23 protein-coding genes are annotated in these 26,583 nt (G+C 38.8%); 12 read left to right on the top strand and 11 right to left on the bottom strand.

Translation table 11 applies throughout. The features are described 5' to 3' along the window. Positions 1-2: 2 nt before the first annotated feature. The 3 genes from hemX to hemC are packed head-to-tail and all read right to left on the bottom strand — an operon-like array spanning position 3 to position 2,949. Positions 3-1,253: a uroporphyrinogen-III C-methyltransferase gene (gene hemX / locus AACV00_RS01625; protein ID WP_004246333.1), complete on the bottom strand. Its 1,251-nt coding sequence runs from the start codon at positions 1,251-1,253 to the stop codon at positions 3-5. 20 nt (positions 1,254-1,273) lie between these two features. Beyond that, positions 1,274-2,011, bottom strand: coding sequence for a uroporphyrinogen-III synthase (hemD, locus tag AACV00_RS01620; protein WP_104459341.1), 738 nt, complete (start codon positions 2,009-2,011; stop codon positions 1,274-1,276). Then, a complete protein-coding gene (hemC, locus tag AACV00_RS01615) occupies positions 2,008-2,949 on the bottom strand; it encodes a hydroxymethylbilane synthase (RefSeq protein WP_161680027.1) in 942 nt (313 codons plus the stop codon). The genes hemD and hemC overlap by 4 nt, the downstream gene beginning before the upstream one ends. A 987-nt stretch (positions 2,950-3,936) precedes the next feature. Between hemC and AACV00_RS01610 the strand changes: the two genes are divergently transcribed. Further along, positions 3,937-6,534: a class I adenylate cyclase gene (locus AACV00_RS01610; RefSeq protein WP_004246330.1), complete on the top strand. Its 2,598-nt coding sequence runs from the start codon at positions 3,937-3,939 to the stop codon at positions 6,532-6,534. Between the two features lie 69 nt (positions 6,535-6,603). Here the strand turns inward: AACV00_RS01610 and cyaY are convergent, their stop codons facing one another. Further along, positions 6,604-6,921 carry an iron donor protein CyaY gene (gene cyaY / locus AACV00_RS01605; RefSeq protein WP_004249659.1) on the bottom strand — a complete coding sequence of 106 codons (318 nt, stop codon included), beginning with the start codon at positions 6,919-6,921 and terminating at the stop codon, positions 6,604-6,606. A gap of 80 nt (positions 6,922-7,001) precedes the next feature. Here cyaY and lptM point away from each other — a divergent pair, with 80 nt between their 5' ends. The 7 genes from lptM to AACV00_RS01570 all read left to right on the top strand — a co-directional run bounded on the left by lptM (position 7,002) and on the right by AACV00_RS01570 (position 13,268). After that, positions 7,002-7,169: an LPS translocon maturation chaperone LptM gene (gene lptM / locus AACV00_RS01600; protein ID WP_004246328.1), complete on the top strand. Its 168-nt coding sequence runs from the start codon at positions 7,002-7,004 to the stop codon at positions 7,167-7,169. Between the two features lie 41 nt (positions 7,170-7,210). Next, complete coding sequence (gene dapF / locus AACV00_RS01595; protein ID WP_004246327.1) at positions 7,211-8,035, top strand: diaminopimelate epimerase; 825 nt, start codon at positions 7,211-7,213, stop codon at positions 8,033-8,035. Between the two features lie 24 nt (positions 8,036-8,059). Beyond that, a complete protein-coding gene (locus AACV00_RS01590; RefSeq protein WP_017628771.1) occupies positions 8,060-8,770 on the top strand; it encodes a DUF484 domain-containing protein in 711 nt (236 codons plus the stop codon). Further along, positions 8,767-9,690 (top strand): tyrosine recombinase XerC, encoded by a 924-nt coding sequence (gene xerC, locus AACV00_RS01585; protein WP_060555811.1) that lies wholly within the window; start codon positions 8,767-8,769, stop codon positions 9,688-9,690. Before AACV00_RS01590 ends, xerC begins: the two co-directional genes overlap by 4 nt. Then, the gene (gene yigB, locus AACV00_RS01580) at positions 9,690-10,406 is read left to right on the top strand and encodes a 5-amino-6-(5-phospho-D-ribitylamino)uracil phosphatase YigB (RefSeq protein ID WP_049203124.1); all 717 of its coding nucleotides are present in this window, start codon (positions 9,690-9,692) and stop codon (positions 10,404-10,406) included. Before xerC ends, yigB begins: the two co-directional genes overlap by 1 nt. A 145-nt stretch (positions 10,407-10,551) precedes the next feature. After that, positions 10,552-12,708 (top strand): DNA helicase II, encoded by a 2,157-nt coding sequence (gene uvrD / locus AACV00_RS01575; RefSeq protein ID WP_004246323.1) that lies wholly within the window; start codon positions 10,552-10,554, stop codon positions 12,706-12,708. Between the two features lie 155 nt (positions 12,709-12,863). Further along, positions 12,864-13,268 (top strand): hypothetical protein, encoded by a 405-nt coding sequence (locus AACV00_RS01570; RefSeq protein WP_161680029.1) that lies wholly within the window; start codon positions 12,864-12,866, stop codon positions 13,266-13,268. Between the two features lie 10 nt (positions 13,269-13,278). On the opposite strand, the gene rarD is transcribed toward AACV00_RS01570, so the two are convergent. Beyond that, on the bottom strand, positions 13,279-14,172 hold the full coding sequence (gene rarD, locus AACV00_RS01565; RefSeq protein ID WP_004249653.1) for an EamA family transporter RarD: 894 nt from the start codon (positions 14,170-14,172) through the stop codon (positions 13,279-13,281). Positions 14,173-14,306: 134 nt separating this feature from the next. Continuing rightward, positions 14,307-14,774 carry a thioesterase family protein gene (locus AACV00_RS01560; RefSeq protein ID WP_161680031.1) on the bottom strand — a complete coding sequence of 156 codons (468 nt, stop codon included), beginning with the start codon at positions 14,772-14,774 and terminating at the stop codon, positions 14,307-14,309. 234 nt (positions 14,775-15,008) lie between these two features. On the opposite strand from AACV00_RS01560, the gene pldA reads away from it, so the two are divergent. The 4 genes from pldA to yigL all read left to right on the top strand — a co-directional run bounded on the left by pldA (position 15,009) and on the right by yigL (position 19,663). Beyond that, entirely contained in the window at positions 15,009-15,884 is an 876-nt protein-coding gene (gene pldA / locus AACV00_RS01555) for a phospholipase A (RefSeq protein WP_004246319.1), read from the top strand. A 111-nt stretch (positions 15,885-15,995) separates the two neighbouring features. Further along, positions 15,996-17,825 carry an ATP-dependent DNA helicase RecQ gene (gene recQ, locus AACV00_RS01550; protein WP_004246318.1) on the top strand — a complete coding sequence of 610 codons (1,830 nt, stop codon included), beginning with the start codon at positions 15,996-15,998 and terminating at the stop codon, positions 17,823-17,825. A 20-nt stretch (positions 17,826-17,845) separates the two neighbouring features. Beyond that, the gene (pldB, locus tag AACV00_RS01545; RefSeq protein ID WP_004249650.1) at positions 17,846-18,850 is read left to right on the top strand and encodes a lysophospholipase L2; all 1,005 of its coding nucleotides are present in this window, start codon (positions 17,846-17,848) and stop codon (positions 18,848-18,850) included. Positions 18,851-18,862: 12 nt separating this feature from the next. After that, complete coding sequence (gene yigL, locus AACV00_RS01540; RefSeq protein WP_004246316.1) at positions 18,863-19,663, top strand: sugar/pyridoxal phosphate phosphatase YigL; 801 nt, start codon at positions 18,863-18,865, stop codon at positions 19,661-19,663. A 68-nt stretch (positions 19,664-19,731) separates the two neighbouring features. On the opposite strand, the gene AACV00_RS01535 is transcribed toward yigL, so the two are convergent. The 5 genes from AACV00_RS01535 to AACV00_RS01515 form a co-directional block, all read right to left on the bottom strand. Beyond that, a complete protein-coding gene (locus AACV00_RS01535; RefSeq protein WP_004249648.1) occupies positions 19,732-20,751 on the bottom strand; it encodes a fimbrial protein in 1,020 nt (339 codons plus the stop codon). A gap of 9 nt (positions 20,752-20,760) precedes the next feature. After that, positions 20,761-23,286 (bottom strand): fimbria/pilus outer membrane usher protein, encoded by a 2,526-nt coding sequence (locus tag AACV00_RS01530; protein WP_074561889.1) that lies wholly within the window; start codon positions 23,284-23,286, stop codon positions 20,761-20,763. A 12-nt stretch (positions 23,287-23,298) separates the two neighbouring features. Then, positions 23,299-23,958, bottom strand: a complete 660-nt coding sequence (locus tag AACV00_RS01525) for a fimbrial biogenesis chaperone (RefSeq protein ID WP_004246313.1) — start codon at positions 23,956-23,958, stop codon at positions 23,299-23,301. Between the two features lie 64 nt (positions 23,959-24,022). After that, positions 24,023-24,544 carry a fimbrial protein gene (locus AACV00_RS01520; RefSeq protein ID WP_004246312.1) on the bottom strand — a complete coding sequence of 174 codons (522 nt, stop codon included), beginning with the start codon at positions 24,542-24,544 and terminating at the stop codon, positions 24,023-24,025. Between the two features lie 211 nt (positions 24,545-24,755). After that, on the bottom strand, positions 24,756-25,619 hold the full coding sequence (locus AACV00_RS01515) for a LysR family transcriptional regulator (RefSeq protein ID WP_060555816.1): 864 nt from the start codon (positions 25,617-25,619) through the stop codon (positions 24,756-24,758). Positions 25,620-26,583 lie beyond the last annotated feature (964 nt).

The raw sequence follows: 26,583 nt of genomic DNA, 5'->3' as shown, positions 1-26,583 counted from the left end.
ATTTATTCTCCTTGTGGTGCTACGGTTGTTGATGTCGTTGTTCCTGATGTTGCACTATCTTGTGCTGCATCAACCGCATAAGGGGCTTGTGTAGCTTCGGCATCTTTGGCTTCAACCGCTTCTGGCTGTGATGTCTCGTTTTGGGTCAGCAAATTACGGATCTGCTTTTCTACTCGTTTTTCTAACAGAGAGAGGCTTTTTAATTCTGTTGGCATTGCAAGAGTAATAGGCTGCTTTTCAAGCTCATTAATACTGTCTAAGAAAGCCGTTGTATTCGGATCGGTGGTATCAAAATAGGCGCGTACCCAAGTAGATACCGCTTCTAATGATTGTTGATAAATCTCTGTTTGATGGCGAGGCACCGCTTGAGATGCAATTAATAAACGAGAGCGGATATTTTCTCGCAGATAAATATCTTGGTTTGGAGCTAATAGTGGAATAGCGGTACTGTCTCGACGACGGATAGTAATAAAGTCATCCATAAAGCTTTTCCAGCTTTTACTGAGGTTTTGCTTCCAGTCAGAAAGCGAGCCTGAAATGGCTTCATCATTTTTATCCATCGGTGAGCCATCACGCTCAAATCCAGATAAGCGTAGGTTATCAACCTGATTAGCTAACTGATTTAATTGTAAAATAGTACCATCATTATCAATTTTGCTCAGCGCGGCTAAGTTGCCAATATCTTCATTAATGGCGCGGCGGATGGCCAATAAGCTTGGGTCATTCATTTCTGCTAAGCTACTATCTGCACCTTTTAATAAACTTACCGCTGTGACGACATCTTGGTCATTCCATAATTTGCGGCCCGCCATTTTTACCATAAAATCAGCTTGCGCTAATAGCCAGCTCTTTACATCTGCACTTGAGATAGCAGCAAATTGCGTTTGTAAATTTTGGATTTGACGCTCAGTAACTTGGCGTTCATTTTGCAGTTTATCAATAGTGAGTTTTTGTGAGTTAAACTGACTGTCAATATTGTCAAAACGTTGTTGATAAGTATCTTGCAATTGTTGTAATTGTGCCAATTGTGATTTTAGCGATTGGTTTTCTGTACTTAGTTTAGTCGCTTGTTGAGTGGTGTAATAATAAAGACCACCACCGATTGCCAGAATAACGAGGATCGCAACGGCACTCCCTATCAAACCTGAACGCTTATTGTTTACAGGTTTTACTTCTTGATAGCGGATATCGTCATCAGCCTTTGATGTACCATTCTGCAAGTCATTTTCATTCGTATTTTTCTGTTCCGTCATATCGGCGTCTCATTTAAGTTCTATATTAATGCATGAAATAAAGCATCATTATTGGCACTTTCAGCAACGGTTATTTTTTTAAAGCCTAATGTGCTAGCTATTGTTGCTAATCGTTTACTGACCACCACTAAATGACTGTCTAACAGCCATGCTTTTTCAGATCCAGCGACTAGATAAAAGAGTTGTTGCAACATTTCGCCACTGGTGACCACAAAGGTATCCACTTGGGCATTTTTCCACTTTAGCGCAAACTCTTCAGATACATAATCAATAAATAGACGCTGATAACATTCACATTCATCAACAATTGCACCGCGTTGACGTAATGTTGTGGCAAGTAGTTCGCGACCACCATTGCCTCTTAGTAGTAGTACTCGCTTGTTTTCTATTTGTTGAAGTGAAGACAAGGCCAGTAGGTCTTCACTGGTTTCTCCAAGTTCTGGATAACGTATAGAATGTCCTGTTAATTGCTGAAACTCTTCTGCGGTGCTTTGACCTATTCCATAATAGAATAGCGTATCTGGCCATGATTGTTGTAATTGATTTAGTTGCCAGTTTGCGTACCACACCGCATTTTTAGAAAGTAAAAAAAGGTAATCACCCGTACTTAGCTTATTTAATTTGTTTTCTAATATGGAAAGCTCTTTACCCGCGGCTATTTCTATTAAAGGTGCATGAAAAGCATGCTTTCCCGCATCAATTAAGCGTTGTGTAAGTTGTTCTCCTGCTGGGCTAGGACGAGTGATTAAAATACTCATATCGCTGTATTACCTTGATATACAGCGGTTAAAATCTCTCTAGCTCCTTTATCTAGTAGCTCTTCGGCAAGAGAAATACCAGCTTGTTCTGCATCTTCAGGTGATACTAAGCGTTCGCCACGTAAAATAGTTTCACCATCAGGGGAGCCAACTAATGCTCGTAGCCAAATTTTGCTGTTTTGCCAAATTGCATAACTACCAATAGGTACTTGGCAACCCCCCTCAAGGCGAGTGTTCATCGCGCGTTCTGCTTTTACACAAGTTGCAGTATCTGCGTGGTTAAGGGCGGCTAATAAGGCTTGAGTATCATGATCATCTAAGCGACACTCAATGCCAACGGCACCTTGTCCTACCGCAGGAAGAGATTGTTCCGCAGACAAAGAAGAACGAATACGCTCAGTTAATTTAAGACGTTTTAAGCCCGCGACAGCAAGAATAATAGCATCATAGTCGCCATTATCGAGTTTACTTAAACGGGTTCCTACATTACCGCGTAAATCACGAATAATTAAATCGGGGCGCAGTGCTTTTAATTGGCATTGGCGGCGTAGGCTTGAGGTACCAACGACACTTCCGGCTGGCAGTTGTTCTAATGAATCATAATGATTAGAGACAAAGGCATCACGGGGATCTTCTCGCTCACAAATCGTCACCAACCCCAGACCTTCAGGAAAATCAATGGGGACATCTTTCATTGAATGTACGGCAATATCAGCACGAGAGCTGAGTAGTGCTAGTTCTAGCTCTTTGACAAATAACCCTTTACCACCCACTTTCGCTAATGGGGTATCTAAGATGATGTCGCCTTTCGTGACCATCGGTACTAATTCAACGACTAAGCTCGGATGAGCGATTTGTAGTTGTTCTTTAACATAAAGCGCTTGCCACATAGCAAGAGGGCTTTGGCGTGTAGCAATACGGATGGTACTTTTTGACATAATATTATTATCTCTTCCGAGCGAGTTAGCATAATTTCTGTTTATAAATAAGGCTTTGTTTTAACACTTTAAGGTTCATTTTTCCAGTTAAGGCGTGGTGTGGTAAGGAAACAATGAAACATAAAGAGGTTTTAAATCAATATTAGTGAGGTAAAAAATAAAAAAAGGGAATTACAAATAGTAAAAATCGTTATTTTTATCTTTTTACTGTTTTATATCTATATAAAAAGTGTGGTTATTTACAATATTTAAACATTAAATTAATTTATTTAACAATAGTGAGAGGAGAGAAAGGAGAGACTTACAGAATTTTCTGAACACATTGATAAAACAACCATTATTTTAAGGTGACCCTTTTCTATCTATTTTTTCTATAATATAAAACCACCCAAAAAATTAACAAAAATATTAATTAATAAAAAAGAAATAAAATAATTAAATAAATAATGAAAATTTAAATTTTATTTAAATAGACAATGATGAAGTTTGAATATGTCTTTAATTAATTTTATTGTTTATATTGTTATTATTTACTTATTTTTATAGATAATTCATAAAAAGAAGCAATACTATATATAGTTATTATATATCAATGGGTTATGTTTATTATTATTTTTTTACTCTTTTTTAGGTAAAGGTAAGTATTTTTTTCAACTTGTTATCACAAGGTAACTCGTCGATTTTAGCTGTTTTATGGCCGATCAACACTTTTTTCTATATGTTTTCTCTATAAGTAAAATAGACTATCTCTATGATATAAAAGTCATTATTTGCTCTGCTTTATACGATTAAGCGACTAAAAAAGCAATTTAGATCTTGGTGCTATATTTTGAGATCCTCTTTACGCCTTGCTTGCAAGGTGTTAAATTGATCACGTTTCCGAGATTTTGTTAGTAAAGTTTTATCTATTAATAATTGAATAATTAAAGCTCGGTAATTTATAAACTCAGATTCTACTATTTTCTTAGTATTGTTCAGGCGAAACTCTTGTATCTTTATATTGAAACACTGAAGCAACGGCTGGATGCGATTAATCAACTCAGGCTGGAACGTGCATTTGCATCGATGAGTGATGTGTTTAAACAGGTGTATGGTTTAATTCCTGTTTTACTGCATTACCACCACCCTCAGTTGCCAGGCTATATTCAAGGAAATGTCCCTCATGGTACATGTTTCTTTGAACCTGATGACGTGCAACGTCAATGGGTCAATAAGCTGACTAATGCATCATGTGATGAGCCAATGAATGGATACACCAGCGGAGAGTTACCTATTACGGGTATCTATTCGATGGGAAGTACTTCCTCGATTGGGCAAAGTCACTGCTCCGATATTGATATTTGGGTCTGTCACCAATCTTGGCTGGACCAAGATGAGCGTGCACGTTTACAACGTAAATGTTTACTGATCGAACAATGGGCGGGAGAATTAGGTATTGATGTTACTTTTTTCTTAATTGATGAGAACCGCTTCCGTCATCATGCAAGTGGTAGCTTAGGTGGGGAAGATTGCGGCTCAACTCAGCATATCCTGTTACTTGATGAGTTCTACCGTACCGCTGTTCGCCTTGCAGGTAAACGTTTGTTATGGACGATGGTACCAGTAGAAGAAGAGTACCATTACGATGAATATGTTAATTCACTCTATGCCCAAGGTGTATTAACGCCCAATGAATGGCTTGATTTAGGTGGATTAGGTGAGCTTTCTGCCGAAGAGTATTTTGGTGCAAGCCTGTGGCAACTCTATAAGAGTGTTGATTCACCTTATAAAGCCGTATTAAAAAGTATTTTATTGGAAGCCTATTCCGCGGATTACCCTAATGGCAAATTGTTGGCATTAGAAATGAAACAGCATCTTCATCGTGGTGAAATCGTAAATTACGGTTTAGATGCATATTGTATGATGCTTGAGCGCGTAACCCGCTATTTAGTTTCGATTAATGATTTAACCCGCCTTGATTTAATCCGTCGCTGTTTCTACCTGAAAGTTTGTGAAAAATTATCTAATGAAAAAAATGAGAATGAACCTGCAGGTTGGCGACGCCAAGTATTATCTCAGTTAGTCACGCAGTGGCAGTGGGATCACGAACGTTTAGCGATATTAGATAATCGTGATAGCTGGAAAATAGAGCGCGTTCGTAACGCACATAATGAATTATTAGATACGATGATGCAAAGCTATCGTAATCTTATTCGTTTTGCGCGCCGTAATAACTTAAGTGTCAGTGCTAGTCCACAAGATATTGGTGTATTAACACGTAAGCTTTATGCCGCTTTTGAAGCGCTACCGGGTAAAGTAACCCTGGTTAATCCACAGATTTCTCCTGATTTATCCGAGCCTCATTTAACCTTTATCTATGTGCCACCGGGACGCGCTAATCGTAGTGGTTGGTATCTTTATAATCGGGCTCCCGATTTTGCACATATTGTTGGTCATCAACCGTTAGAATATAACCGTTACTTAAATAAATTAGTGGCGTGGTCTTATTTTAATGGGTTACTTACTAAAGATTCACAGGTTTATATTCATCAAGGTGACTCCTCTTGTGATGAAATTAAACTTCATGAATTAGTGCGGGATATCTCGAGTCATTTTCCTATTCGTTTACCTGCCCCGACGCCTAAAGCACTGTATAGCCCTTGTGAAATTAGACATTTAGCCATTATTGTCAATTTAGAAGTCGACCCAACAGAGCGTTTTTCTGATCAAGTGGTGCATTTTGATTTTAGAAAGTTGGATGTATTTAGCTTTGGCGAGGAAGAGCAATGCTTAATTGGCAGTATCGATTTACTCTATCGTAACTCTTGGAATGAAGTGAGAACGCTGCATTTTAATGGTACGCAATCGATGTTGGAATCGTTAAAAACTATTTTAGGTAAAATGCACCAAGATGCGGCCCCACCTGCATCGGTTGAAGTTTTTTGTTATAGCCAGCATCTACGTGGTTTAATTCGCACCCGTGTTCAACAGTTAGTCTCAGAATGTATTGAATTGCGTTTATCAACCAATAGATTAGAGCCAGGGCGTTTTAAAGCATTACGTATTGCAGGGCAAACATGGGGATTGTTCTTTGAACGTCTTAATGTTTCTGTGCAAAAGTTGGAGAATGCCATTGAATTTTATGGGGCTATTTCATACAACAAATTGCATGGATTACCCGTTAAATTAGGTAAAGATGCCCGTTATCTGCCCGCGGTGATTGATGGTTTTGCTTGTGAAGGGATTATTCAGTTCTTCTTTGAAACAACAGAGGATAATAATGTCTTTAATATCTATATCTTAGATGAAGCTAATCGAGTGGAGATTTATTCTCACTGCGAAGGTAGTAAAGAAGAGCTAGTAAAAGATGTCAGCCGTTTTTACTCTTCATCTCATGATCGCTTTACTTATGGCTCAAGCTTTATCAACTTCAATTTGCCACAGTTTTATCAAATCGTGAAAGTAGATGGAGCAACGCAAGTACTGCCTTTTGCTGGGGGATCGTTTGGTAAGCTAAGTGATCTAGGTAAAACAGCGCCAAAAGAAGAGATGAGTACTAAGCCTATTCAAGGATTTAATGACTATCAGGCTGTACATCATCACTGATCATCGACACGGCAAAGCCGATAGAGAAGTGATGGGGACTTTTCCGCACCCATCACTTAGTTGTCTGTGTTAAAAAGAAAATGCTTCACCACTTTGTTCGCTGATTGCTTGAGCCAACATGGTTAAAAATTCCCCGCCACTACGATCGCAAACCCACTGTGTACCTTTCCAATCAAAATGATAACCGCCAGAACGCGTTGCTAACCATACTTGATGAAAGGCTTCCTGACGATTAATGATAATTTTACTATGATTTTCAAAGGTTAATGTCATTACGCCACCATTGATTTCACAATCAATATCCGCATCACCTTCATAATTATCAATGGTTTGTTCTATTTCTGACATCAATTCGTCAGCTAATTGGTGAAATTCACTATCGTTCATCTTCATTTTCCTATTTGCTTTTCGAGATCTAACTGCGATTATAGAGGATATTAACCAAATTAATGATAGGCAGATTTCGAATGAAAACGTATTTACGTTGCACCCTTGCTATAATAACACTGATTTCTCTTTCTGGTTGTGGCTTGAAAGGCCCTCTCTATTTCCCGCCTGAAGATACTCAGGCAAATATGACTCAGTCATCCCAGCCAACCCAGCAAGTTGAGACTTCCTCAACACAAAACAATTAGTCAATATTAGAAACGGGACACCCGTTTCAGGCAGGGTTAAGATGCAATTTTCAAAAATGCATGGGTTAGGCAATGACTTTATGGTTGTTGATGCTGTTACCCAAAATGTTTATTTTTCACCAGAATTAATTTGCCGGTTAGCCAATCGACATACTGGTGTTGGGTTTGATCAACTGTTAGTAGTTGAAGCACCTTATGATCCTGAATTGGACTTTCATTACCGCATTTTTAATGCTGATGGGAGTGAAGTCGCACAATGTGGCAATGGTGCTCGCTGTTTTGCTCGATTTGTGAGACTAAAAGGGCTTACAAATAAAAGAGAAATAAAAGTCAGTACCCAGTCTGGCAGAATGACCTTACATGTTATGGATAATGAAGATGTTTGTGTCAATATGGGAGAGCCAGAGTTTGAACCACAAAAAGTACCGTTTCGTGCTCAAAAAGTAGAAAAAACCTATATTATCAGAGCGATGGAACGAACAGTTCTATGTGGTGTGGTGTCAATGGGAAATCCGCACTGCGTGATCCAAGTGGAAGATATCAAAACTGCGGAAGTTGAGTCATTGGGCTCAGTATTGGAACAACACGAACGCTTTCCAGAGCGCGCCAATATTGGTTTTATGCAGGTAGTTGATAGAAATACATTGCATTTACGGGTATTTGAACGTGGTGCTGGAGAAACTCAAGCTTGTGGAAGCGGTGCCTGTGCCGCTGTCGCGGTGGGGATCTCCCAAGGTTTATTAGATAGAAAAGTGAAAGTTAATTTACCGGGTGGATCATTATCAATTGAATGGAAAGGTACAGGAAACCCACTTTATATGACAGGACCTGCTGTGCATATTTATGATGGAACAATCCAGCTATAATATTATTTTTGAGAGGTGCTTGGTATGACGGATAAGAATGAGCAGTTTTGTTACCCTGAGAAAAACGAACTCAACGATCAAACCATCATTGATTATCTCAAGGAGCATCCTGGTTTCTTTATCCGTAATGCCAGCTATATTGAGCAAATGCAAGTTCCTCACCCAGTAAGAGGGAGTATCTCATTAGTTGAGTGGATAATGTCACGTCAGCGAACACGTATTCATTATCTTGAAGAGGATATGCGTTTGTTGATTGAGCAAGCAGCAGAAAATGAATCTCTATTTAGCCAATTACTAAGGCTTATCTCTGAGTTATCCCGCTGTAATTCATTAAAGGAAATGCTGGAACAGTTAAATCTTTGGGCGAAGGAGTTAGGGCTTTACTCAGTACAACTGCGTCTTTTCACCGATCGTTGGCAATTACAACCTCCTTTAGATGCTCAAACACTCGCACTATCTCGTCAAACATTTGAGCATTTCCGTATTCAGCGTATGGGCGATAATAATCACTATTTGGGGCCATTAAATGGCCAAGAAATTATGTTATTAATGCCTAATGTTCGTCGTTCTGGCTCTGTGGCACTCTCATTATTAGGGCATTATGGCGATTTAGGGGTGATCATTTTTAATAGTCGAGATAGCCAACATTTTCAAGAAGGTATGGGAACGGCAATGTTGGATAAACTCGCACAGATATTACCTGAGTTATTAACTCGCTGGATCGCAAGACAATGAGCCAAATTATTGACGTCCCTGAAACACTCTCATTAGCCATTGATAGCTTCTTAAGTTATATCGAAGTTGAACGGCGATTAAGTCCGGTAACGGTAGAAAATTACCAGCGACAATTAGTGACCATTGCACAAATGATGGTTGCAATAAAAATCAACCAATGGTCGTTACTGGAAAGCCAACATGTGCGCATGTTATTGGCTAAAAGCCATCGCAGTGGATTACAACCTGCAAGTTTAGCATTGCGCTTTTCAGCATTGCGTAGCTTCCTTGATTGGCAAGTTTCTCAAGGAATGTTAGCAGTAAACCCCGCCAAAGGGGTTCGAACACCCAAATCAGGTCGTCACTTGCCTAAAAATATGGATGTTGATGAAGTCAGTCAATTGATGAATATCGACTTAAAAGATCCCCTCTCTGTAAGGGATAGAACGATGCTGGAAGTGATGTATGGCGCTGGATTACGTTTATCTGAACTGACTAACTTAAATATCAATGATATTGATCTCCAAGAAGGCGAAGTCCGAGTATTAGGTAAAGGAAGTAAAGAGCGTAAAGTTCCCTTGGGAAGAAAAGCCGTAGAGTGGTTACAGCATTGGTTTGCCATGCGGGAGCTGTATTCTCCTGAGGACACCGCGGTTTTTATCTCAACGAAAAGCGGTAAACGATTATCTGTTCGCAGTGTGCAAAAACGTTTTGAACTTTGGGGGGTGAAACAAGGACTCAGTAGCCATGTTAATCCTCATAAACTGCGCCACTCTTTTGCCACTCATTTACTTGAATCAAGTGGTGATTTGCGAGCAGTACAAGAGCTATTAGGCCACGCTAATTTATCAACCACACAAGTTTATACTCACTTAGATTTTCAGCATTTAGCGAAAGTCTATGATGCTGCTCATCCAAGAGCTAAGAGAGAAAAATCATAATGCACTTTTATCGCACTCTGATGCCGATTGCAGCGATGACTTTTGATTTAGACGATACGCTGTATGACAATGTTCCTGTGATGGATAAAACAGAAGAAGAGACCTTAGCGTTTATCCGTCAGTATGATGAGCGTTTTCACCATTTTACTGAACATGATGTAGATGCTTACAAACAGCCGCTATTAGAAAATAATCCTGATATTTTTCACGATATCACTCAGTGGCGTTGGTTAGCGGCTAAAAATATGTTGTTAGACTATGGCTATAGTGAAGCTAAAGCACAGCAAGGTGCTGATGAAATTATGGCTCATTTTGCTTATTGGCGTAGCCGTATTAATGTCCCTAATAATACCCATCAAGTGTTGACACAACTGGCGGAAAAAATCCCATTAATCGCTATTACTAATGGTAATGCTAATCCATTAAGCTGTGGGTTGGGGCAATACTTTACACATATTTTAAAGGCAGGGCCTGATGGGCGCTCTAAGCCTTATCCTGATATGTTTGATAAGGCAGCTTCGTTACTTAAACTCCCTCATCAGAATATTTTGCATGTAGGCGATCATCTAGTGACGGATGTAGAGGGCGCGGTTAAAAGTGGATTACAGGCGTGTTGGATTAATTTAGATAATCGCAGTTTGTTTACCGAAGGTGAAACGCGTGTTATGCCTCATATTGAGATCACTGAATTAGCTAAACTGGTTGAATTAATTTAATCATAGACGCGCTCTGTGCAGGTCTTTATCCACTTTTCAGTGGGCATAGTTTTGCATCGGGCGTAAAATCCTGTTAGTTTGTTGCTTAATAAACTAACTTCTGTATATATCCACAGTATTTCTCTTCACTCAATGATTGGTAATTATGGACGTCTCATATCTGCTCGAAGGCCTTAACGATAAACAGCGCGAAGCCGTTGCAGCACCGCGTGTAAATATGCTGGTACTTGCAGGTGCTGGTAGTGGTAAAACACGCGTATTAGTACATCGCATTGCTTGGTTATTATCTGTTGAACAAGCCTCTCCTTTTTCCATTATGGCGGTAACATTTACTAATAAAGCTGCAGCAGAAATGCGTCATCGTATTGAGGACTTGATTGGTACTAGTCAAGGGGGAATGTGGATAGGTACCTTCCATAGTCTCGCCCATCGTTTATTACGGGCGCATTATCTTGATGCTGGTTTACCTCAAGACTTCCAAATCATTGATAGTGATGATCAATACCGTTTAATTCGTCGTATCGTAAAATCCATGGCTCTTGATGATAAGCAATGGCCTCCTCGTCAAGGTATGTGGTATATCAATGGAAAGAAAGATGAGGGACTCCGCCCACAACATATTCAGACCTATGGTAACCCCGTGGAAACCACATGGTTAAAAGTCTATCAAGCTTATCAAGAAGCTTGTGATCGTGCAGGCTTAGTGGACTTTGCGGAGTTGTTATTGCGTGCCCATGAGTTGTGGCTGAATAAACCACAAATTCTAGAACACTATCAACACCGTTTTACCAATATCTTAGTGGATGAATTCCAAGATACTAACCGTATTCAATATGCTTGGATCAGGATGTTGGCAGGACAGACTGGTAAGGTGATGATCGTCGGTGATGATGATCAATCTATTTACGGTTGGCGTGGGGCTCAAGTTGAAAATATTCAAAACTTTTTAAATGAATTTCCCGGCGCTGAAACCATCCGCTTAGAGCAAAATTACCGCTCCACCAGTAATATTCTAAAAGCCGCTAATGCCTTAATTGCTAATAATAGCGATCGCTTAGGTAAAAACCTATGGACAGAAGGGGCTGAAGGCGAGCCGATTTCACTCTATTGTGCATTTAACGACCTAGATGAAGCGCGTTATGTAGTAGGGCGTATTAAGCGTTGGCATGAAGAGGGAGGCGCCCTTGCAGATTGTGCCATTCTTTATCGTAGTAATGCCCAATCGCGCATCATGGAAGAAGCGCTATTACAAGCGAATATGCCTTATCGTATTTATGGTGGACAGCGTTTCTTCGAGCGTCAAGAGATCAAAGATGCCCTCTCTTATATGCGTTTAACAGCGAATCGTCACGATGATGCCTCTTTTGAACGTGTTGTGAATACGCCAACGCGTGGAATTGGTGATAGAACCTTAGATGTGGTTCGCCAAGTAGCCAGAGATAACCAAATCACATTATGGGAAAGTGCATTACAGGTTATCGAGCATAAAATGCTAGCAGGCCGGGCTATTGCGGCAATTGCGCGCTTTTTAGAATTAATTGAGACGTTAGCAAATGAAACAGCGGATATGCCGTTGCATGTGCAAACAGACCGTATTATTCGCGATTCTGGCTTAAAAGCGATGTATGAGCAGGAAAAGGGTGAAAAAGCACAAGCGCGGATTGAAAACTTGGAAGAGCTGGTGACGGCGACTCGTCAATTTAGCTATCAAGATGAAGACGAAGATTTAATGCCATTGCAAGCTTTTCTCTCTCATGCGGCATTAGAATCAGGAGAAGGACAGGCTGATGCGTATCAAGATGCTGTTCAATTGATGACACTACACTCGGCGAAAGGGCTAGAGTTCTCACAAGTGTTTATTGTCGGGGTTGAAGAAGGCATGTTCCCAAGCCAGATGTCCTTGGATGAAGGTGGGCGCTTAGAAGAAGAGCGTCGGCTAGCTTATGTTGGCGTGACGCGTGCCATGAAAAAGTTAACACTTACTTACGCTGAAAACCGCCGTTTATATGGTAAAGAAGTGAGCCATCGACCTTCGCGCTTTATTGGCGAGTTACCAAAAGAGTGTGTTGAAGAAGTACGGTTACGGGCGACGGTTTCACGTCCCGTGAATCATCATCGTTTAGGTACACCGATTGTTAGTAATGATACAGGTTACTCCCTTGGTCAACGGGTTAAGCACCCTAAATTTGGTGAAGGTACTATTATTAATATCGAAGGTAGCGGTGAACACTGCCGATTACAAATAGCCTTTAATGGTGAAGGCATTAAGTGGTTGGTTGCTGCTTTTGCACGATTAGAGTGATTGGTTATTTATTGACACTGTTAATTTTTTAAAAGAGAGCAATATAAAAAAACACCCTTACTAATCTAGAAGATAGTTAAGGGTGTTTTTTTTAATGAACATATAATTAACAGAATTAATAATTCCGTTACAGATTATTTTAACGGAGTTAGCTGATGAAAATTACTTCTATATTATTTGATACTTATTATCCAATTAAGCCTGTGACAAAAATCGCTGAGGATTTCTCTGTTGATAAAATGCCTCCAGTGGAGCCTATTTATGAGCAGCGTTTTGATACTTACCATCCTAGTGCTCCTGCCAACCCGTTTGAAGAAGATCTCTATTGTCGATTATTACGACATCAACGTGATTTTGTGCCGCGCATGAATCTCTATTTAAGTGGGGTGATCGGTGCTATCCGTATTGCAACTAATTCTACATCAACATTCTTTAGACGCTCACAACGCCGTATAGAAGCGATAGCAATGGGTTGTAATACAAAAGAAGAGCACTCAAGCCCTGCCAGAAAGGGGTATCTTTCTGGCGCTTTCATTAGTATTGATAATTTAGCTCAATAGTAAGTATGTGCTAACTTCGTCTTAAACGTTGCTGAGTGTAGAGTGCATCTAAAGTAAATAAGATAAGGGCGACCCAAATAAACCCAAAGGTCACTAAACGCTCCGCATCGATTTGTTCTCCATACACCATAGTGGCGAGAATAAACATCAATGTGGGTCCTATATACTGGAAAAATCCTAGGGTAGATAGACGCAAATGTTGAGCTGCTTCGGTAAAGAGCAGTAAGGGTACGGTGGTGATAACCCCTGCAGCAATCAGTAATGTATTTAGCGACCAGCTATTTTCTAACATATTGCTGGTGGGTGAATGGGTAAAAAAGAGGATATAAACTAAAGCAACAGGAAACAGCCACAGTGTTTCTATTGTCATACCCGTTTGTGCATCTACCCCAAGTTTTTTACGTAATAGTCCATATAGGCCGAATGTGACTGCTAAACTAAGGCCGATAACAGGTACAGAGCCGAATTGCCATAATTGGATAAAGACGCCAGTAAAGGCTAAGCTTACGGCGAACCATTGCATACGGCGAAAGCGCTCGCCTAAAAAAATCATACCGAATAACACATTAACTAATGGATTAATAAAGTAACCAAGGCTGGCTTCTAACATAAATCCGTGGTTAACCGCCCATATATAGATAAGCCAGTTACTGGCAATAATCACCGCAGTAAGTGCTAACATTAGTACTTTTTTGGGCTGACGAACAAGTTGGCGTAAATAGGGCCAATGGCGAGTGATCGACATTAAAAGCAACATAAAGAAAAATGACCATAAAATACGGTGTGTTAAGATCTCTTCTGCGGGCACTTCTTGAATGCTTTTAAAATAGACAGGGGCAATACCCCAGATCAAATAGGCGCCTAGGGCACATAAAACGCCTTTTAAAGTGTTTTTCTGGCTCATGCTATCTCTGGTATTGATGGAAATGAAATATGTGACGGGGTTATCATACCCAATGACATTATCTAATGTGTCATTAGGCATGTTTTTTTACAAGTAATTAATATTAATCTACCCAAGATAATGGATAAGTCGCATCAGCCAACAATATAAGTTGCTGTGCCGCTAGCGATATGAACTTGTTTTTCATTGTGTAATTCAACCCTTGCCACAGAAACTTTATTACCACTACGTAGTATATGACTACTTGCGGTAAAACATTCCCCTCGCCCTGGGCGTAAATAATCAACACGTAGATCGATAGTGCCCATTTTGGCCAGTTTTTGTTCGAGTTGCTCTTGGGATATAGGGGCTAGACGTGTTAGGGCATTACCTACACAGACTAAACCTGCACTTACGTCTAAAACCGAGGCTATCATGCCACCATGTAAAATGCGTTGTGCGATATTGCCAAGCAGTTTGTCTTGGTAGCGAAATTGGATCTCAGCATAATCTTGTTCGAAGCGAATTAATTCTAAACCTATTAGTTGATTAAAAGGCATTTGATAGACAAAAACATGTCCAATCAACGCTTGTGCTTCTTCCAGTGTTAATATTTTCTCCATTTTAAAGTTCCTCGACATTTTATTATTAGGTTAATGTTTTGTTAATAATAGATGACAAAAAGGTAATTTCCCATTCATCCGATTAATAGAGTGGCGAGAAAATATATGAGATTTAATGGAAATAACGTGTAAAATATGGACGCCTAACGCGAATAAAGCTGATTTATAAGCGCTCACGACAAATATTAAGTGCTATCTTTTATATTGTTCACTAATAATACAGGATAATTAACTATGCGTTACATCCGTTCTTTACTCACGGTGATTTTAACCTACCCTGTATGGGGAGTGGCGGCGGAGATATCACCTGTATCATCTCCAACACCGTTGGTTCAGGGCAGTATTATTTCCGGTCTATTACAAGAGTATGATTCACCCTTTGTACTTTACCCTTATGAATCTAATTATATTATTTACACAAAAACCTCCGATATGAATAAAGAGGCGATTGCCAGTTATGATTGGGGTCATAAGGCTAAAAAAGATGAAGTTAAATTTCAGATAAGTCTTGCATTCCCGCTGTGGCGTGGCATTGCCGGGGAAAATTCTGTATTAGCAGCTTCCTATACGCAACGCTCTTGGTGGCAGCTAAGTAATAAAAAAGAGTCTGCGCCGTTTCGTGAAACCAACTATGAACCACAACTGTTTTTAGGTTGGGCGACGGATTATCAATTTGCCGGTTGGACATTAAGAGAAATTGAAACGGGATTTAACCATGAATCGAATGGCCGCGCAGAGCCTACTTCACGAAGTTGGAATCGTGTTTATGCACGTTTTATGGCGCAAAAAGGTAATTTCCAACTCGATCTGAAACCTTGGTACCGTTTTAATGAAAGTGCTAAAAATGATGATAATCCCGATATTAATCGCTATATGGGATATTACCGCTTAAAAGCGGGTTATCGTTTAGGCGAAAGTACGTTTACTTTAACAGGGCGTTATAACTGGAGTAGCGGATACGGTGCTGCCGAGCTAGGCTGGAGCTATCCTATTACCAAGCATGTACGCTTTTATACCCAACTATTTAGTGGGTATGGGGAGTCGATGATTGATTATAATTTCCGTCAAACTCGTATCGGTGTCGGCGTTATGCTCAATGATATGCTGTAATTTTCCTCATTCTAGGGTAGCATAACACGACAAGTGGTGATGGCACCTTTATACTGGTGCCTTTTCTTTTACTCCTCATTATCGTTCTTACCAGCTTTTCAGAGGAATGGCGTGTCCACAGCAGAAGTTCTTAATTCAATGCCATCAGCTCAGGTTATTTTGCGCGAAACCTTTGGTTACCAGCAATTTCGACCAGGCCAGCAAGAGATTATTGATACCATTATCACCGGGCGCGACTGTTTAGTCGTCATGCCGACGGGAGGGGGAAAATCGCTTTGCTATCAAATACCTGCGCTTTTGCTTGATGGCTTAACCGTAGTTGTTTCTCCGTTGATTTCCCTAATGAAAGATCAAGTTGATCAACTCTGCTTACATGGTATTGACGCGGCATTTCTTAACTCAACTCAAAGCCGAGATGAACAACTGCAAGTACAAATGCGTTGTCAACGGGGTGAAATAAAACTGTTATATATTGCACCTGAACGCCTAATGATGGAGAGTTTTCTTCACCATTTAGTGCAATGGCAGCCTGCTTTATTAGCGGTGGATGAAGCACACTGTATTTCTCAATGGGGTCATGATTTTCGCCCTGAATACCGAGGAATTGGCTTATTAAGACAGTATCTTCCTGATGTCCCTATTATTGCGTTAACGGCGACGGCTGATAATACAACACGTCATGACATTATTAATCAGCTCGCGTTACGCACTCCTTTAGTTCATATTAGCAGTTTTGACCGCCCAAATATTCGTTATACTTTAGTTGAAAAATATAAACCGCTCGATCAACTTTGGCTGTTTATTCGTGGGCAGAAAGGAAAATCAGGCATTATCTATTGTAATAGTCGCAGCAAAGTAGAAGAGACCGCTGAACGACTAGGCAAGCGAGGATTAAGTATCGCGGCTTATCATGCGGGTATGGATATTGCTACACGAGCGAAAGTGCAAGATGCTTTTCAACGCGATGATTTGCAGATTGTGGTCGCAACGGTCGCTTTCGGTATGGGAATTAATAAACCCAATGTACGTTTTGTGGTTCATTTTGATATTCCGCGTAATATTGAATCTTACTATCAAGAAACGGGACGCGCAGGACGCGATGGTTTACCTGCACAAGCGGTACTGTTTTATGATCCCGCGGATATGGCTTGGCTACGTCGTTGTTTAGATGAGAAGCCAGAAAGTGAACAAAAAGCGATTGAATCCCATAAATTAAATGCCATGGGGGCTTTTGCCGAAGCACAAACTTGTCGACGTTTAGTGTTACTTAATTACTTTGGTGAACACCGCCAACAAGCTTGTGGTAACTGCGATATTTGCCTTGATCCACCTAAACAATATGATGGGTTAGTGGATGCACAAAAAGCGTTATCTTGCATCTATCGTACCGGACAACGTTTTGGCATTGGTTATATTGTTGAAATTTTACGCGGTGCCAATAATCAACGCATTCGCGATAATGGTCATGATAAATTGCCAGTTTATGGTATTGGTAAAGCCCATAGCCATGAATATTGGATGAGTGTGATCCGCCAATTGATCCATTTAGGTATGGTTGCGCAAAATATCGTTCATCGTTCTGCATTACAATTGACTGAGATAGCTCGACCGATATTGCGTGGTGAGGTGTCATTACCCTTGGCAGTACCACGACTATTAAGCCCAACAAAAAGCCGTTATCAGCAAACAAAAAATAGTCATCGACAGTACGATAGGAAATTATTTGCGAAACTACGCAAATTACGTAAATCTATTGCTGATGAAGAAAATATTCCACCCTTTGTGGTATTTAATGATGTCACACTGATTGAAATGGCGGAACAATGCCCTGTCTGCCCTGATGAATTGTTGTTGATCAATGGGGTAGGACAACGAAAACTAGAACGATTTGGGCCAGCATTTATGACACTTATCCGTGATCATATTGAGGGGTTCGAATAGCGCCAACGAGGAGGAGCCGAATGACAACCACACTTTTTCAGCACATGTGGTTATCTCGTGAAAAGCAATTCTCTGCTTTTACGAATGGTATCTTATTGGACTTTTGGAACCAACGACAGGAAGGCGAATTTACCGGAGTCGATGGCGTGAGCATTCGCTATGTTCATTGGCGCTCTTCATCACACAAAAAAGCGTTGGTGATCTGCTCTGGTCGTAGTGAAAGTTATGTAAAATATCCTGAAGTGGCCTTCGATTTTTATCATCTTGGTTATGATATTTTTCTTCTCGATCATCGGGGGCAAGGATTATCAGGGCGCTTATTAGATGATCCGCAAAAAGGCCACGTAGAAAAATTCAGTGATTATGTCGATGATTTATCGACATTTATTGATACTATCGTTTTGCCTTATCACTATCAGCACTATTTTGCGTTAGCCCATTCGATGGGCGGCGCTATTTTAGCCAGCTACCTATTACGTAAACCAGATACTTTCCAAGCCGCCGCACTGTGTGCGCCGATGTTTGGGATTAATTTACCAATACCACGCTGGGTGGCTAATTTTTTAGTTAACCGTGCAGAACAAAGTGTTTCAGAAAGAAATAATTACGCGGTATCAACGGGCAAATGGTTTCCTTTGCCATTTATCTTGAATGTATTGACTCATAGCCATGAAAGGTATCGTCGATACTTACGTTACTATGCCGATTTCCCTCAATTACGTTTAGGTGGGCCGACCTATCATTGGATGAAAGAGAGCCTAGAAACGGGGGATTGGCTGATTGAACATGCAAAAGAGATTAACACCCCTTTGCTAGTACTTGAAGCTGAGCTAGATAAAGTGGTGGATAATCGGGGAGTAAGGGCTTTCTGTGATGGTTATAGTCAGTCCAGAACAAGAGAAGAAAAGCAAAAATTGCCACTTGTGATTGAAGGTGCGCACCATGAAATCTTGTTCGAAATAGATAAGCTACGCTCACAAGCATTAATTGAAATCTGTGAGTTTTATGATAAGCATTTATTTTAATCAGGAATGTGTATGTATTCGATAGTTGCTTCTGATCTTGATGGCACCTTGTTATCACCTAACCACTTATTAACTCCCTATACCAAAGAAACGTTACATCTGCTTATTGAAAAAGGGATCCATTTTGTGTTTGCCACAGGACGTCATCATATCGATGTGGCACAAATTCGTGATGGGCTTGGTATTGACGCGTATATGATCACTTCAAATGGGGCTCGAGTACACAATACGCAAGGCACTCTTATTTTCAGTCAAGATCTTGAACCTGAAATCGTTTATGACTTAGCCCTAATGGTGTTTGATCACCCAGATATTGCAACGAATATTTATAGCAGTGATGACTGGTATATCAATAAAGAAACGCCTGAATTAAAAGAATTTTTTAAAGAATCGGTATTTAATTACCGTCTATTTGAGAAAACAGGCTTCCCAACAACGCAGGTGTGCAAAGTCTTTTTTACCTCAGAAGATCATGAATTGTTAGTTGAGTTAGAAAAGAAAATTAATCAACGTTGGGGTAATAAAATTAACGCAAGTTTTTCGTTGCGTAATTGTCTAGAGATTATGGCGGGTGGGGTATCAAAAGGAGAGGCACTACAAAAAGTCGCTAAGCTGATGCAACATTCAGTCAAAGATGCCATTGCATTTGGTGATGGTATGAATGATAAAGAGATGCTACAGATGGCGGGTAAGGGCTGCATTATGCAAAATGCCCACCAGCTACTAAAAGATCTATTACCGGATATGGAAGTGATTGGCTCAAATGTTGATGATGCTGTTGCACACTATTTACGTAAGTTGTATCAGGTTTAATCACAACCAATGGGATAAATTAAAAGGCGGATAATACTTCCGCCTTTTAGTTTAAGAGCGCAATTTACTTAATGATATTGCAGGGTAAATTGCAGTGTTCCATCAGCTTTGCCTGCGGTGGTAGTCTCAGAAGTTTGTATATAACCCGCTTCTAAAGGAATAGAAAAATTACCACTGTTATTCTTTTCGCTCACCGTTATCAATTTTCCTAACTCAATAGGTTGGTTTTGGTATTTCACCTGAATGCCATAGCCTTTGGCTGTATTGCTATCATTGGCATTATTAAGGCTAATTGTGCCGGCGGTTTGGCTAGCATCAGGGGTGCCATCGAATTTTATCTTAATGGGTGAAACGGGATCACAATCTAAATCGATATTCACATCTTGTAGACTATCAGGGCTAACAGAGCCAACACCATTAAAGCTCGATTTTGCCACAGAGCCTAAAGGAACATTAATATTATTATTGATAACTTCACAGCCACTGGAAACAATATTAAGGGGATTAAGGTAAACCTTTGGTTCAGTACGGCCAGTATTGTCACTGGTGATAAATCCCCCATTGTGATACAAAATCAGCATAGCAACCCATGTGCTTGGAATGGTTTGTGATTTGATATTGTTACGCAGTTTATATAACGTCATTTTTAAAGAAGCGGTATAACTACTACGGTTTAAGTTACTTGTGCAAATAAGGCGATTACTGTAGTTGCCATCAACATTATATAGTCCATCGACATAAGCGGAACCGGTGCAACCGACAGTAATAGTCCCGTGTAGGGTATAACCGATACCACTAGTCCCTAATTCACGCACATAGGCACTGCCTACTTTAGGGCTGGAAGCTGAAATATAGCCGGGCAAGTAGATCCCCGCCTGTACTGGGCCTGTGATATTCCACCAAGTCCAGCCATACATAGTGCCTAAGTCAATCGTTGCCAGCTCTGTTAAAATAGGCGCGGTTCTTGAAACATAAATTGGATTGTTATAACTCACCGTTCTAGTGGTTGTATCGGCACGATATTCAGCAAAAGCGGTTGATGTATACAAAAGTGCAGACAGACAACCCAAAGTTATATATTTATTCATATTTATCACCTATCTGCAGTCCAGTTGTAAAAATTGAATTTTCTCGAGCGATAGATCGGCGTTTAATGTTGCTTGGCACTGTTCGGTAGCACTATTCCCCCATTTGGCTTGTAGTTGACTACTTGCAGGTACACCATTTAGGAAAACCTCACCATCATTAGCCACAATCCCACTGGAAATCACTTGTCCATCTTGGCTAATTTCAACTTGGCTACCGAATGGTAAAGGTTTACCGTTATAAGAGAGGTTCACTAATACTCTTGCACCCTTGCGAGCTTTAAAATCGGCTAAAACAATCGCGCCTTTCGTTGGGATCACTGTTGTTGAAGTGAGTTCCACATCGTTGTTTCCCTTTAAGGAAGCGGGATCAACCGTTACTCTATTGCGTTCATAACGGGAAACGTTAGGGATAACGGCATAACCTTGAGCATTGGTATATAAACTTTGCGCACTGCTAATTTTCAAATGATCAATATCTTCCGCTTTGATTAAAATAGCGGAGTCATAGATAGTGCGAGATGGGGTTATTCCATCTTGATGGATTAATAACGCGCCAGTTGCTCCCCAATTCACTGACTGGAAACGTTTATCATAGTTATAACCAGCACTGATTTCGCCGCCCGAAGCACTATAACTACCATTGATAGCACCGCTATATTCTTGGCGAGTATGGTTATAGTTTTGCGAAATATCATACTGAAGATTGTTATCTTCGAGACGAGTACCACTTAAACTTACAGAACTTATCGAATCACCTTGTTTACTGGTGTTATAACGATAACTTAACCAATTGTTATTGCTGGTCATATTGAACGGCAGGTTAAAGTTAATCGATAAAATTTGATCGGTTAATTCGCTTTCTTGCCGTTTATTATAGGCATAAGAAATACTATAACTGAGTGAGCGATAATTAGAGTTAAAGCTTAGGTTGATATTGCGATCGACTCTATCTTGATACCAATAGTATTGCTGATAACCATTTAAAGAGAGGTAACCAAGCTCTCCTAATGCTTGCGATACTGAGATCTGAAACTGTTTTTTCTTACGATAAAGCTGTGAAAAGCGTTCATTCGTGGTTGAAAAATCATAATAATCTTTAGTTGAGTAGCGATAAGACGCTAATGAAAATCCTGTTTTGGTATCCGGTAAATATTTTGAATACTGGATACGATAAGATTGCCCTTGTGCTTTATGGTTATCGATAAGCGTGGTATTTGCATGAGTTATATCGGCTGAAATCGCCCCTAAATACCCCATATTTACGCCGGCACCTATCGCATAAGCTTGATAATCTGCTGAAAGTAGCGTACCTCCATAAAGGGAAAAATTATAAGGTAAGCCGTAAATGGCAGAAGCTTGTAAAAAGGTCGGTTTTCGCTCTGCGCTATCAGCATTATATTTCCCCAAGTCGAGACTATATTTTAAGTTCCCAGCTCGTTGCATCATGGGGACTGCAGAGAAGGGTTGGGAAAATGTACGTTTGCTTCCATCAGCTTCTTCAACAGTCACTTGTAAATCACCACTATAAGAGGTGGGATAGAGATCTGATATTTCAAATTCACCGGGAGGAACAGAGGTTTGATAAATAACACTATTATTTTGGCGAATAGTCACCATTGCGTTGCTTTGTGCAATTCCTCTTACAACAGGAGCAAAGCCACGCTGACTTTGTGGCAACATGCTTTCATCTGAGGCTAATTTAATACCACGATAAGGAACACTTTCTAACACATCATTACTTGATGCGGTTTCACCTAGTGTTAATCGACTTTTTAAACGGCGGATATCGCGTTCAACGTAAGTTTGTAGACTGTTCCATTCTGCGGCGTTATCACTATTTTTGTTGTAAGTGCTGTGATTACGTACACGCCAAGCGCCTAGATTAATACCACTGCGTAATCCTAAAAAGATATTGTCACTGTCTTTTTGGTCTCGATACCAATATTTATTCTGACGATAGGTGTAATTAATAAAGGCTGCATTAATCCCATCATTCCATTCTGTGGGGGATATATAACCTTGCCCATAGTTATATAATGCAATTTGTGGGATCGAAAATGATAATCGCGCACGTGAAAAATCATATTTATATGTAGCATTAGGAATAACACGAGCAATATCCGTTATTTTACTACTATCAGGTTGTTGGCTAAACGCGTCTGTAACGGACCCTTTGACTCCCCAATTGAGTAAATCCTGTTTACTGATTTCAGGCGCCAGCACTTTTTTATCGTCATCAAAAATAAAACGAATTTGACGATTATCGATAAGTTTATCGTTAAGATAAATATCGACAGAATAGACACCAGGAAGTTGTCCTCCTGCATAGGACAGGTAATTCAGACTGTTAATATCTGCAACGTGATTTTCGATACCTAAATTAAGTGCTTCAGGATTAAAAATATCTTCAGCAAGAACAGTATAAGGGAATAAAACAGTCGTGATAGCAATAGCTAACACTCCACGACGATAAAGATTATCTGCCATGTTGATGGGTAATCGTTTTGTAGATACTGCTATCATAGAAAAAGTCATCGCCGTATACTCTTAATTTAATACTTTATCTACAGTCGCACCGTAATCATTGATAAATTGAACGGTAACTTTCTGCGGAATATGATTTTCTTTTAGCAAGACCACTTCTTGGTGAGGATTAACAAAATCATTAAATGGGTAGCGTTTATCACCCACTAAGATATGTTTAATTGTCAGGTGATACGGCGTATCGTTATTTATTACTAACCCTTTATTTTGTTTAGATAATTTCACCTTATCAAAATCAAGTGGTTCAATATCATGGGCACGGAGAAATAATTTAAATTGAGAGTTAATCACTAATTGGAGTTGATTCTCTGGACTTTTTTCCATCGGTGGAATGGATTTGATATTGAGCCAATAAACCACTTCTTGGTTTGATGCCAAAGGTGCTCCGGTATATGAAATTCGCGCCGTGCCTGAACTATCTGGCTCAATACGAAATAGTGGAGGTGTTGCAATAAAAGGTGTTTTTTCATCACCTTGATAAGCTGAAACCCAACTTTGAATTAAATAGGGTTTTTCCTTATCCGTATTCATAATTGGAATACTGATTTCACGTAGATTATCGTCATAGACAAAACGTGTTCCTCCCACACTTATTCCAGCAGCTTGGCTAGCCGTTATGAGGGAAAATAGTAAAAATAATATTAGGGAAATATTCTTTTTCATAAGTGGCCATAAGTTTGAGGAGAGGTGAGAGGGTAATGGTGATTACCCTCATATTTATCATTTATTATTTATATTGGATGCTATATACAGCAGAGCCATTGGCAGGGCCTGGTGTTGCCGCATCAGTTGCTTTATAACGAGCAACGTAGTCTAGGTTAATTTCCGTACCTGTGATCTGTACATCTTGTGAATCGTCATACAGTTTGATTTGGGAAACAGCATCTTTCTCAAATAACGCGATACCTACGTTAGTTGCGCCACCAGAAACTTGATCTATAGCTAAGATATCTCTGTCGCTTGCATCACGAGTACCGCCAAAACGTACGGCTACCGTGGTATCAACAGGGCAGTCGATTAATTTAATGGTAAAATCTTTCAGGCCAGCAACTTCCCCTTTGGTTGCTAAGCTTTTAGAAGAAACTTTGCCTAAGTCGACGGTTAAGTTTTTAGAAGAGCCATCAACAGTACATGCTTGATCGGTTATTTCTCCCGTAAAGTTAATTGTGCCTGATGCTAAAGCAGCAGGTGCTGAGAATATAGAAAGAGTCACTCCTAATGCACAGAGTGATTTATTTAATTTGCTCATGATCGGTCCTATATAAAAAGTAAGCGAACTTACTTTTTAATCTATTTATAAGTATATATGTGTATAAATTTATTTGCATAGACAGTATGCCGATAAAATATAACACTGCTAATTTTTTAAGTTAATAAACATTTACATGAGTTTTTTTGTTCTTACATCAAATTATTTAATATGTCGTAATTTAATTAAAATGATTTTTTATTAAAAGTTTTTAGATATTTGTTGAATAGCTAATTGTTGATAATAAACTTTGCAAGTTTTCATTAATAAATGAATTTTTATTCAAATATAAATAGAATTTATATTCCTTCTCTTTTTTATGCGTTATTAATTGTTTTATTGTTTTTTTATTCAATTCATCTTGAATAAAAATAAGGGGGAGACGTGCATAACCTAAACCATGCTGAATTAAGCTAATTGCTGTCTCTACAGAGCCAACTTGAATGACTTGGGCCTGATTATCAGTATCGGGTGAATCAGGAGAAAGAGAAATACAGCTATGCCTTTGTAATTCCTGCAATAATTCCTCATCTTGTAGTTTCTGTAATGGGCTATCTGGATGTGATACTAAGGTAGTTGTAATGCTTTCTAAAACAATAGGTTGCAGTGATTTAATATAATAAGGTGACACAATTAAATCATATTCTTTTTGCGCTAAAATTTCTGATTTGCTGAGAGAATTCCTATAAATATTAATATCATACTGTTTATTCTGCTTAATAAATTGTGAGATTTTATTTAAAAAAAGATCAGCGACATACATTGGGTCAATTAGTACGTTAATTCTTAACTTATTGTTAAATTTGATGTTTTTTGCCTTTTTTTCTAGAGATAATGCTTTTTCTGTCACTTCTCGAGAAAGTGTTAGCAATAGTTCTCCTTCAGTAGTTAATACTGCGCGTCTTTTTTCTAAAGAAAGTATTTCTATACCCAAGGTTTGTTCTAACTTATTGATAGTATAGCTAATTGATGATTGAGTCCTATGTAATACATCAGCGGCTTGAGCAAAGCCACCGTAATCAACAACAGCTTGTAAGGTGATCCATTGGTCTAATGTTGTGCGGGATTTTTCCATAATGGAGTCCTTCTTATTATTGTTTATTAATAATGCATTTTAAACGAAGCTAGCAATATATCTTAGCATTGTTAATAGGTAATAATACGCATTTTTTTTGTGAGTTAAAAAAATATTAACATTATAAGTTGTAATGCTACTTTTTAATTAGAGAAGAATATTTATAGTTATTTTTTATTGTTATCTTTGAATATAACACTTAAATTTTTATTTTTTTATATGTAATTTTTATAACTATTGTTTTTATTTTCATTAATAGTCCACTTAAGTTTTAGTATTTTTTTAATATAAATTGTTAATTGATGATTTATATTTCTTATTTGTGTTTTTTATTTTTCTTTTTTCATTTTATTTTTTTATTTTGTTTTTATTAAATATAAATATTAATTAATTTCTTAATTACTTATTTTTTAATAAATATGTTTATCTATTATATTTAAAAATAAAGATAAAAAAGAAATTGGCCAAGTTAGTGTTCACCTCGTGTGAAGAGAAAACAAACTTGCGTATATAATAAATTAATACACTTATCTTTTTTAGACTACTTGTTGGTGTTTCATATAGCAATTTGAATGATTTTTGCTACGTCACGCTGATGCAGCAAGGAAAAGGAGAGGATAATGATAGGTTAAAAAATAAACTAAAATTATTTGACTTAAGTTAAACAAAAATTAAATATGATAAAAATAAGTAAAATAAAATATCGAAAATAGTATTTTAATACTCATTTATTGAGTAAATTTAAGTATAAAAACGTATTTTTGTGATCTTTAGCAATAAAAAAAGATAGGCGTGTTTGCACAAATTTTTGAAGAATACAGAACAAATATGGCTTTTTATATTGCAAAAATTGATAAAAATTAAAATAAGAGAAAACAGTAAGCAACTAAGATGGTCGCTATTATTTCTTAATTCTTTACTTAGTAAGAAGGATCTTTGGTAATAAAAGAGATCTCTATAAGTA

This window comes from Proteus sp. G3927, from assembly GCF_963894685.1.
GTDB lineage: Bacteria > Pseudomonadota > Gammaproteobacteria > Enterobacterales > Enterobacteriaceae > Proteus > Proteus mirabilis.
This window is presented reverse-complemented; position numbering and strand designations above follow the sequence as displayed.

Coding starts and splice junctions, on each gene's coding strand:
- hemX (WP_004246333.1), bottom strand. CDS start 1,253: ATGACGGAACAGAAAAATACGAATGAAAATGACTTGCAGAATGGTACA.
- hemD (WP_104459341.1), bottom strand. CDS start 2,011: ATGAGTATTTTAATCACTCGTCCTAGCCCAGCAGGAGAACAACTTACA.
- hemC (WP_161680027.1), bottom strand. CDS start 2,949: ATGTCAAAAAGTACCATCCGTATTGCTACACGCCAAAGCCCTCTTGCT.
- cyaY (WP_004249659.1), bottom strand. CDS start 6,921: ATGAACGATAGTGAATTTCACCAATTAGCTGACGAATTGATGTCAGAA.
- lptM (WP_004246328.1), top strand. CDS start 7,002: ATGAAAACGTATTTACGTTGCACCCTTGCTATAATAACACTGATTTCT.
- dapF (WP_004246327.1), top strand. CDS start 7,211: ATGCAATTTTCAAAAATGCATGGGTTAGGCAATGACTTTATGGTTGTT.
- AACV00_RS01590 (WP_017628771.1), top strand. CDS start 8,060: ATGACGGATAAGAATGAGCAGTTTTGTTACCCTGAGAAAAACGAACTC.
- xerC (WP_060555811.1), top strand. CDS start 8,767: ATGAGCCAAATTATTGACGTCCCTGAAACACTCTCATTAGCCATTGAT.
- yigB (WP_049203124.1), top strand. CDS start 9,690: ATGCACTTTTATCGCACTCTGATGCCGATTGCAGCGATGACTTTTGAT.
- uvrD (WP_004246323.1), top strand. CDS start 10,552: ATGGACGTCTCATATCTGCTCGAAGGCCTTAACGATAAACAGCGCGAA.
- AACV00_RS01570 (WP_161680029.1), top strand. CDS start 12,864: ATGAAAATTACTTCTATATTATTTGATACTTATTATCCAATTAAGCCT.
- rarD (WP_004249653.1), bottom strand. CDS start 14,172: ATGAGCCAGAAAAACACTTTAAAAGGCGTTTTATGTGCCCTAGGCGCC.
- AACV00_RS01560 (WP_161680031.1), bottom strand. CDS start 14,774: ATGGAGAAAATATTAACACTGGAAGAAGCACAAGCGTTGATTGGACAT.
- pldA (WP_004246319.1), top strand. CDS start 15,009: ATGCGTTACATCCGTTCTTTACTCACGGTGATTTTAACCTACCCTGTA.
- pldB (WP_004249650.1), top strand. CDS start 17,846: ATGACAACCACACTTTTTCAGCACATGTGGTTATCTCGTGAAAAGCAA.
- yigL (WP_004246316.1), top strand. CDS start 18,863: ATGTATTCGATAGTTGCTTCTGATCTTGATGGCACCTTGTTATCACCT.
- AACV00_RS01535 (WP_004249648.1), bottom strand. CDS start 20,751: ATGAATAAATATATAACTTTGGGTTGTCTGTCTGCACTTTTGTATACA.
- AACV00_RS01530 (WP_074561889.1), bottom strand. CDS start 23,286: ATGACTTTTTCTATGATAGCAGTATCTACAAAACGATTACCCATCAAC.
- AACV00_RS01525 (WP_004246313.1), bottom strand. CDS start 23,958: ATGAAAAAGAATATTTCCCTAATATTATTTTTACTATTTTCCCTCATA.
- AACV00_RS01520 (WP_004246312.1), bottom strand. CDS start 24,544: ATGAGCAAATTAAATAAATCACTCTGTGCATTAGGAGTGACTCTTTCT.
- AACV00_RS01515 (WP_060555816.1), bottom strand. CDS start 25,619: ATGGAAAAATCCCGCACAACATTAGACCAATGGATCACCTTACAAGCT.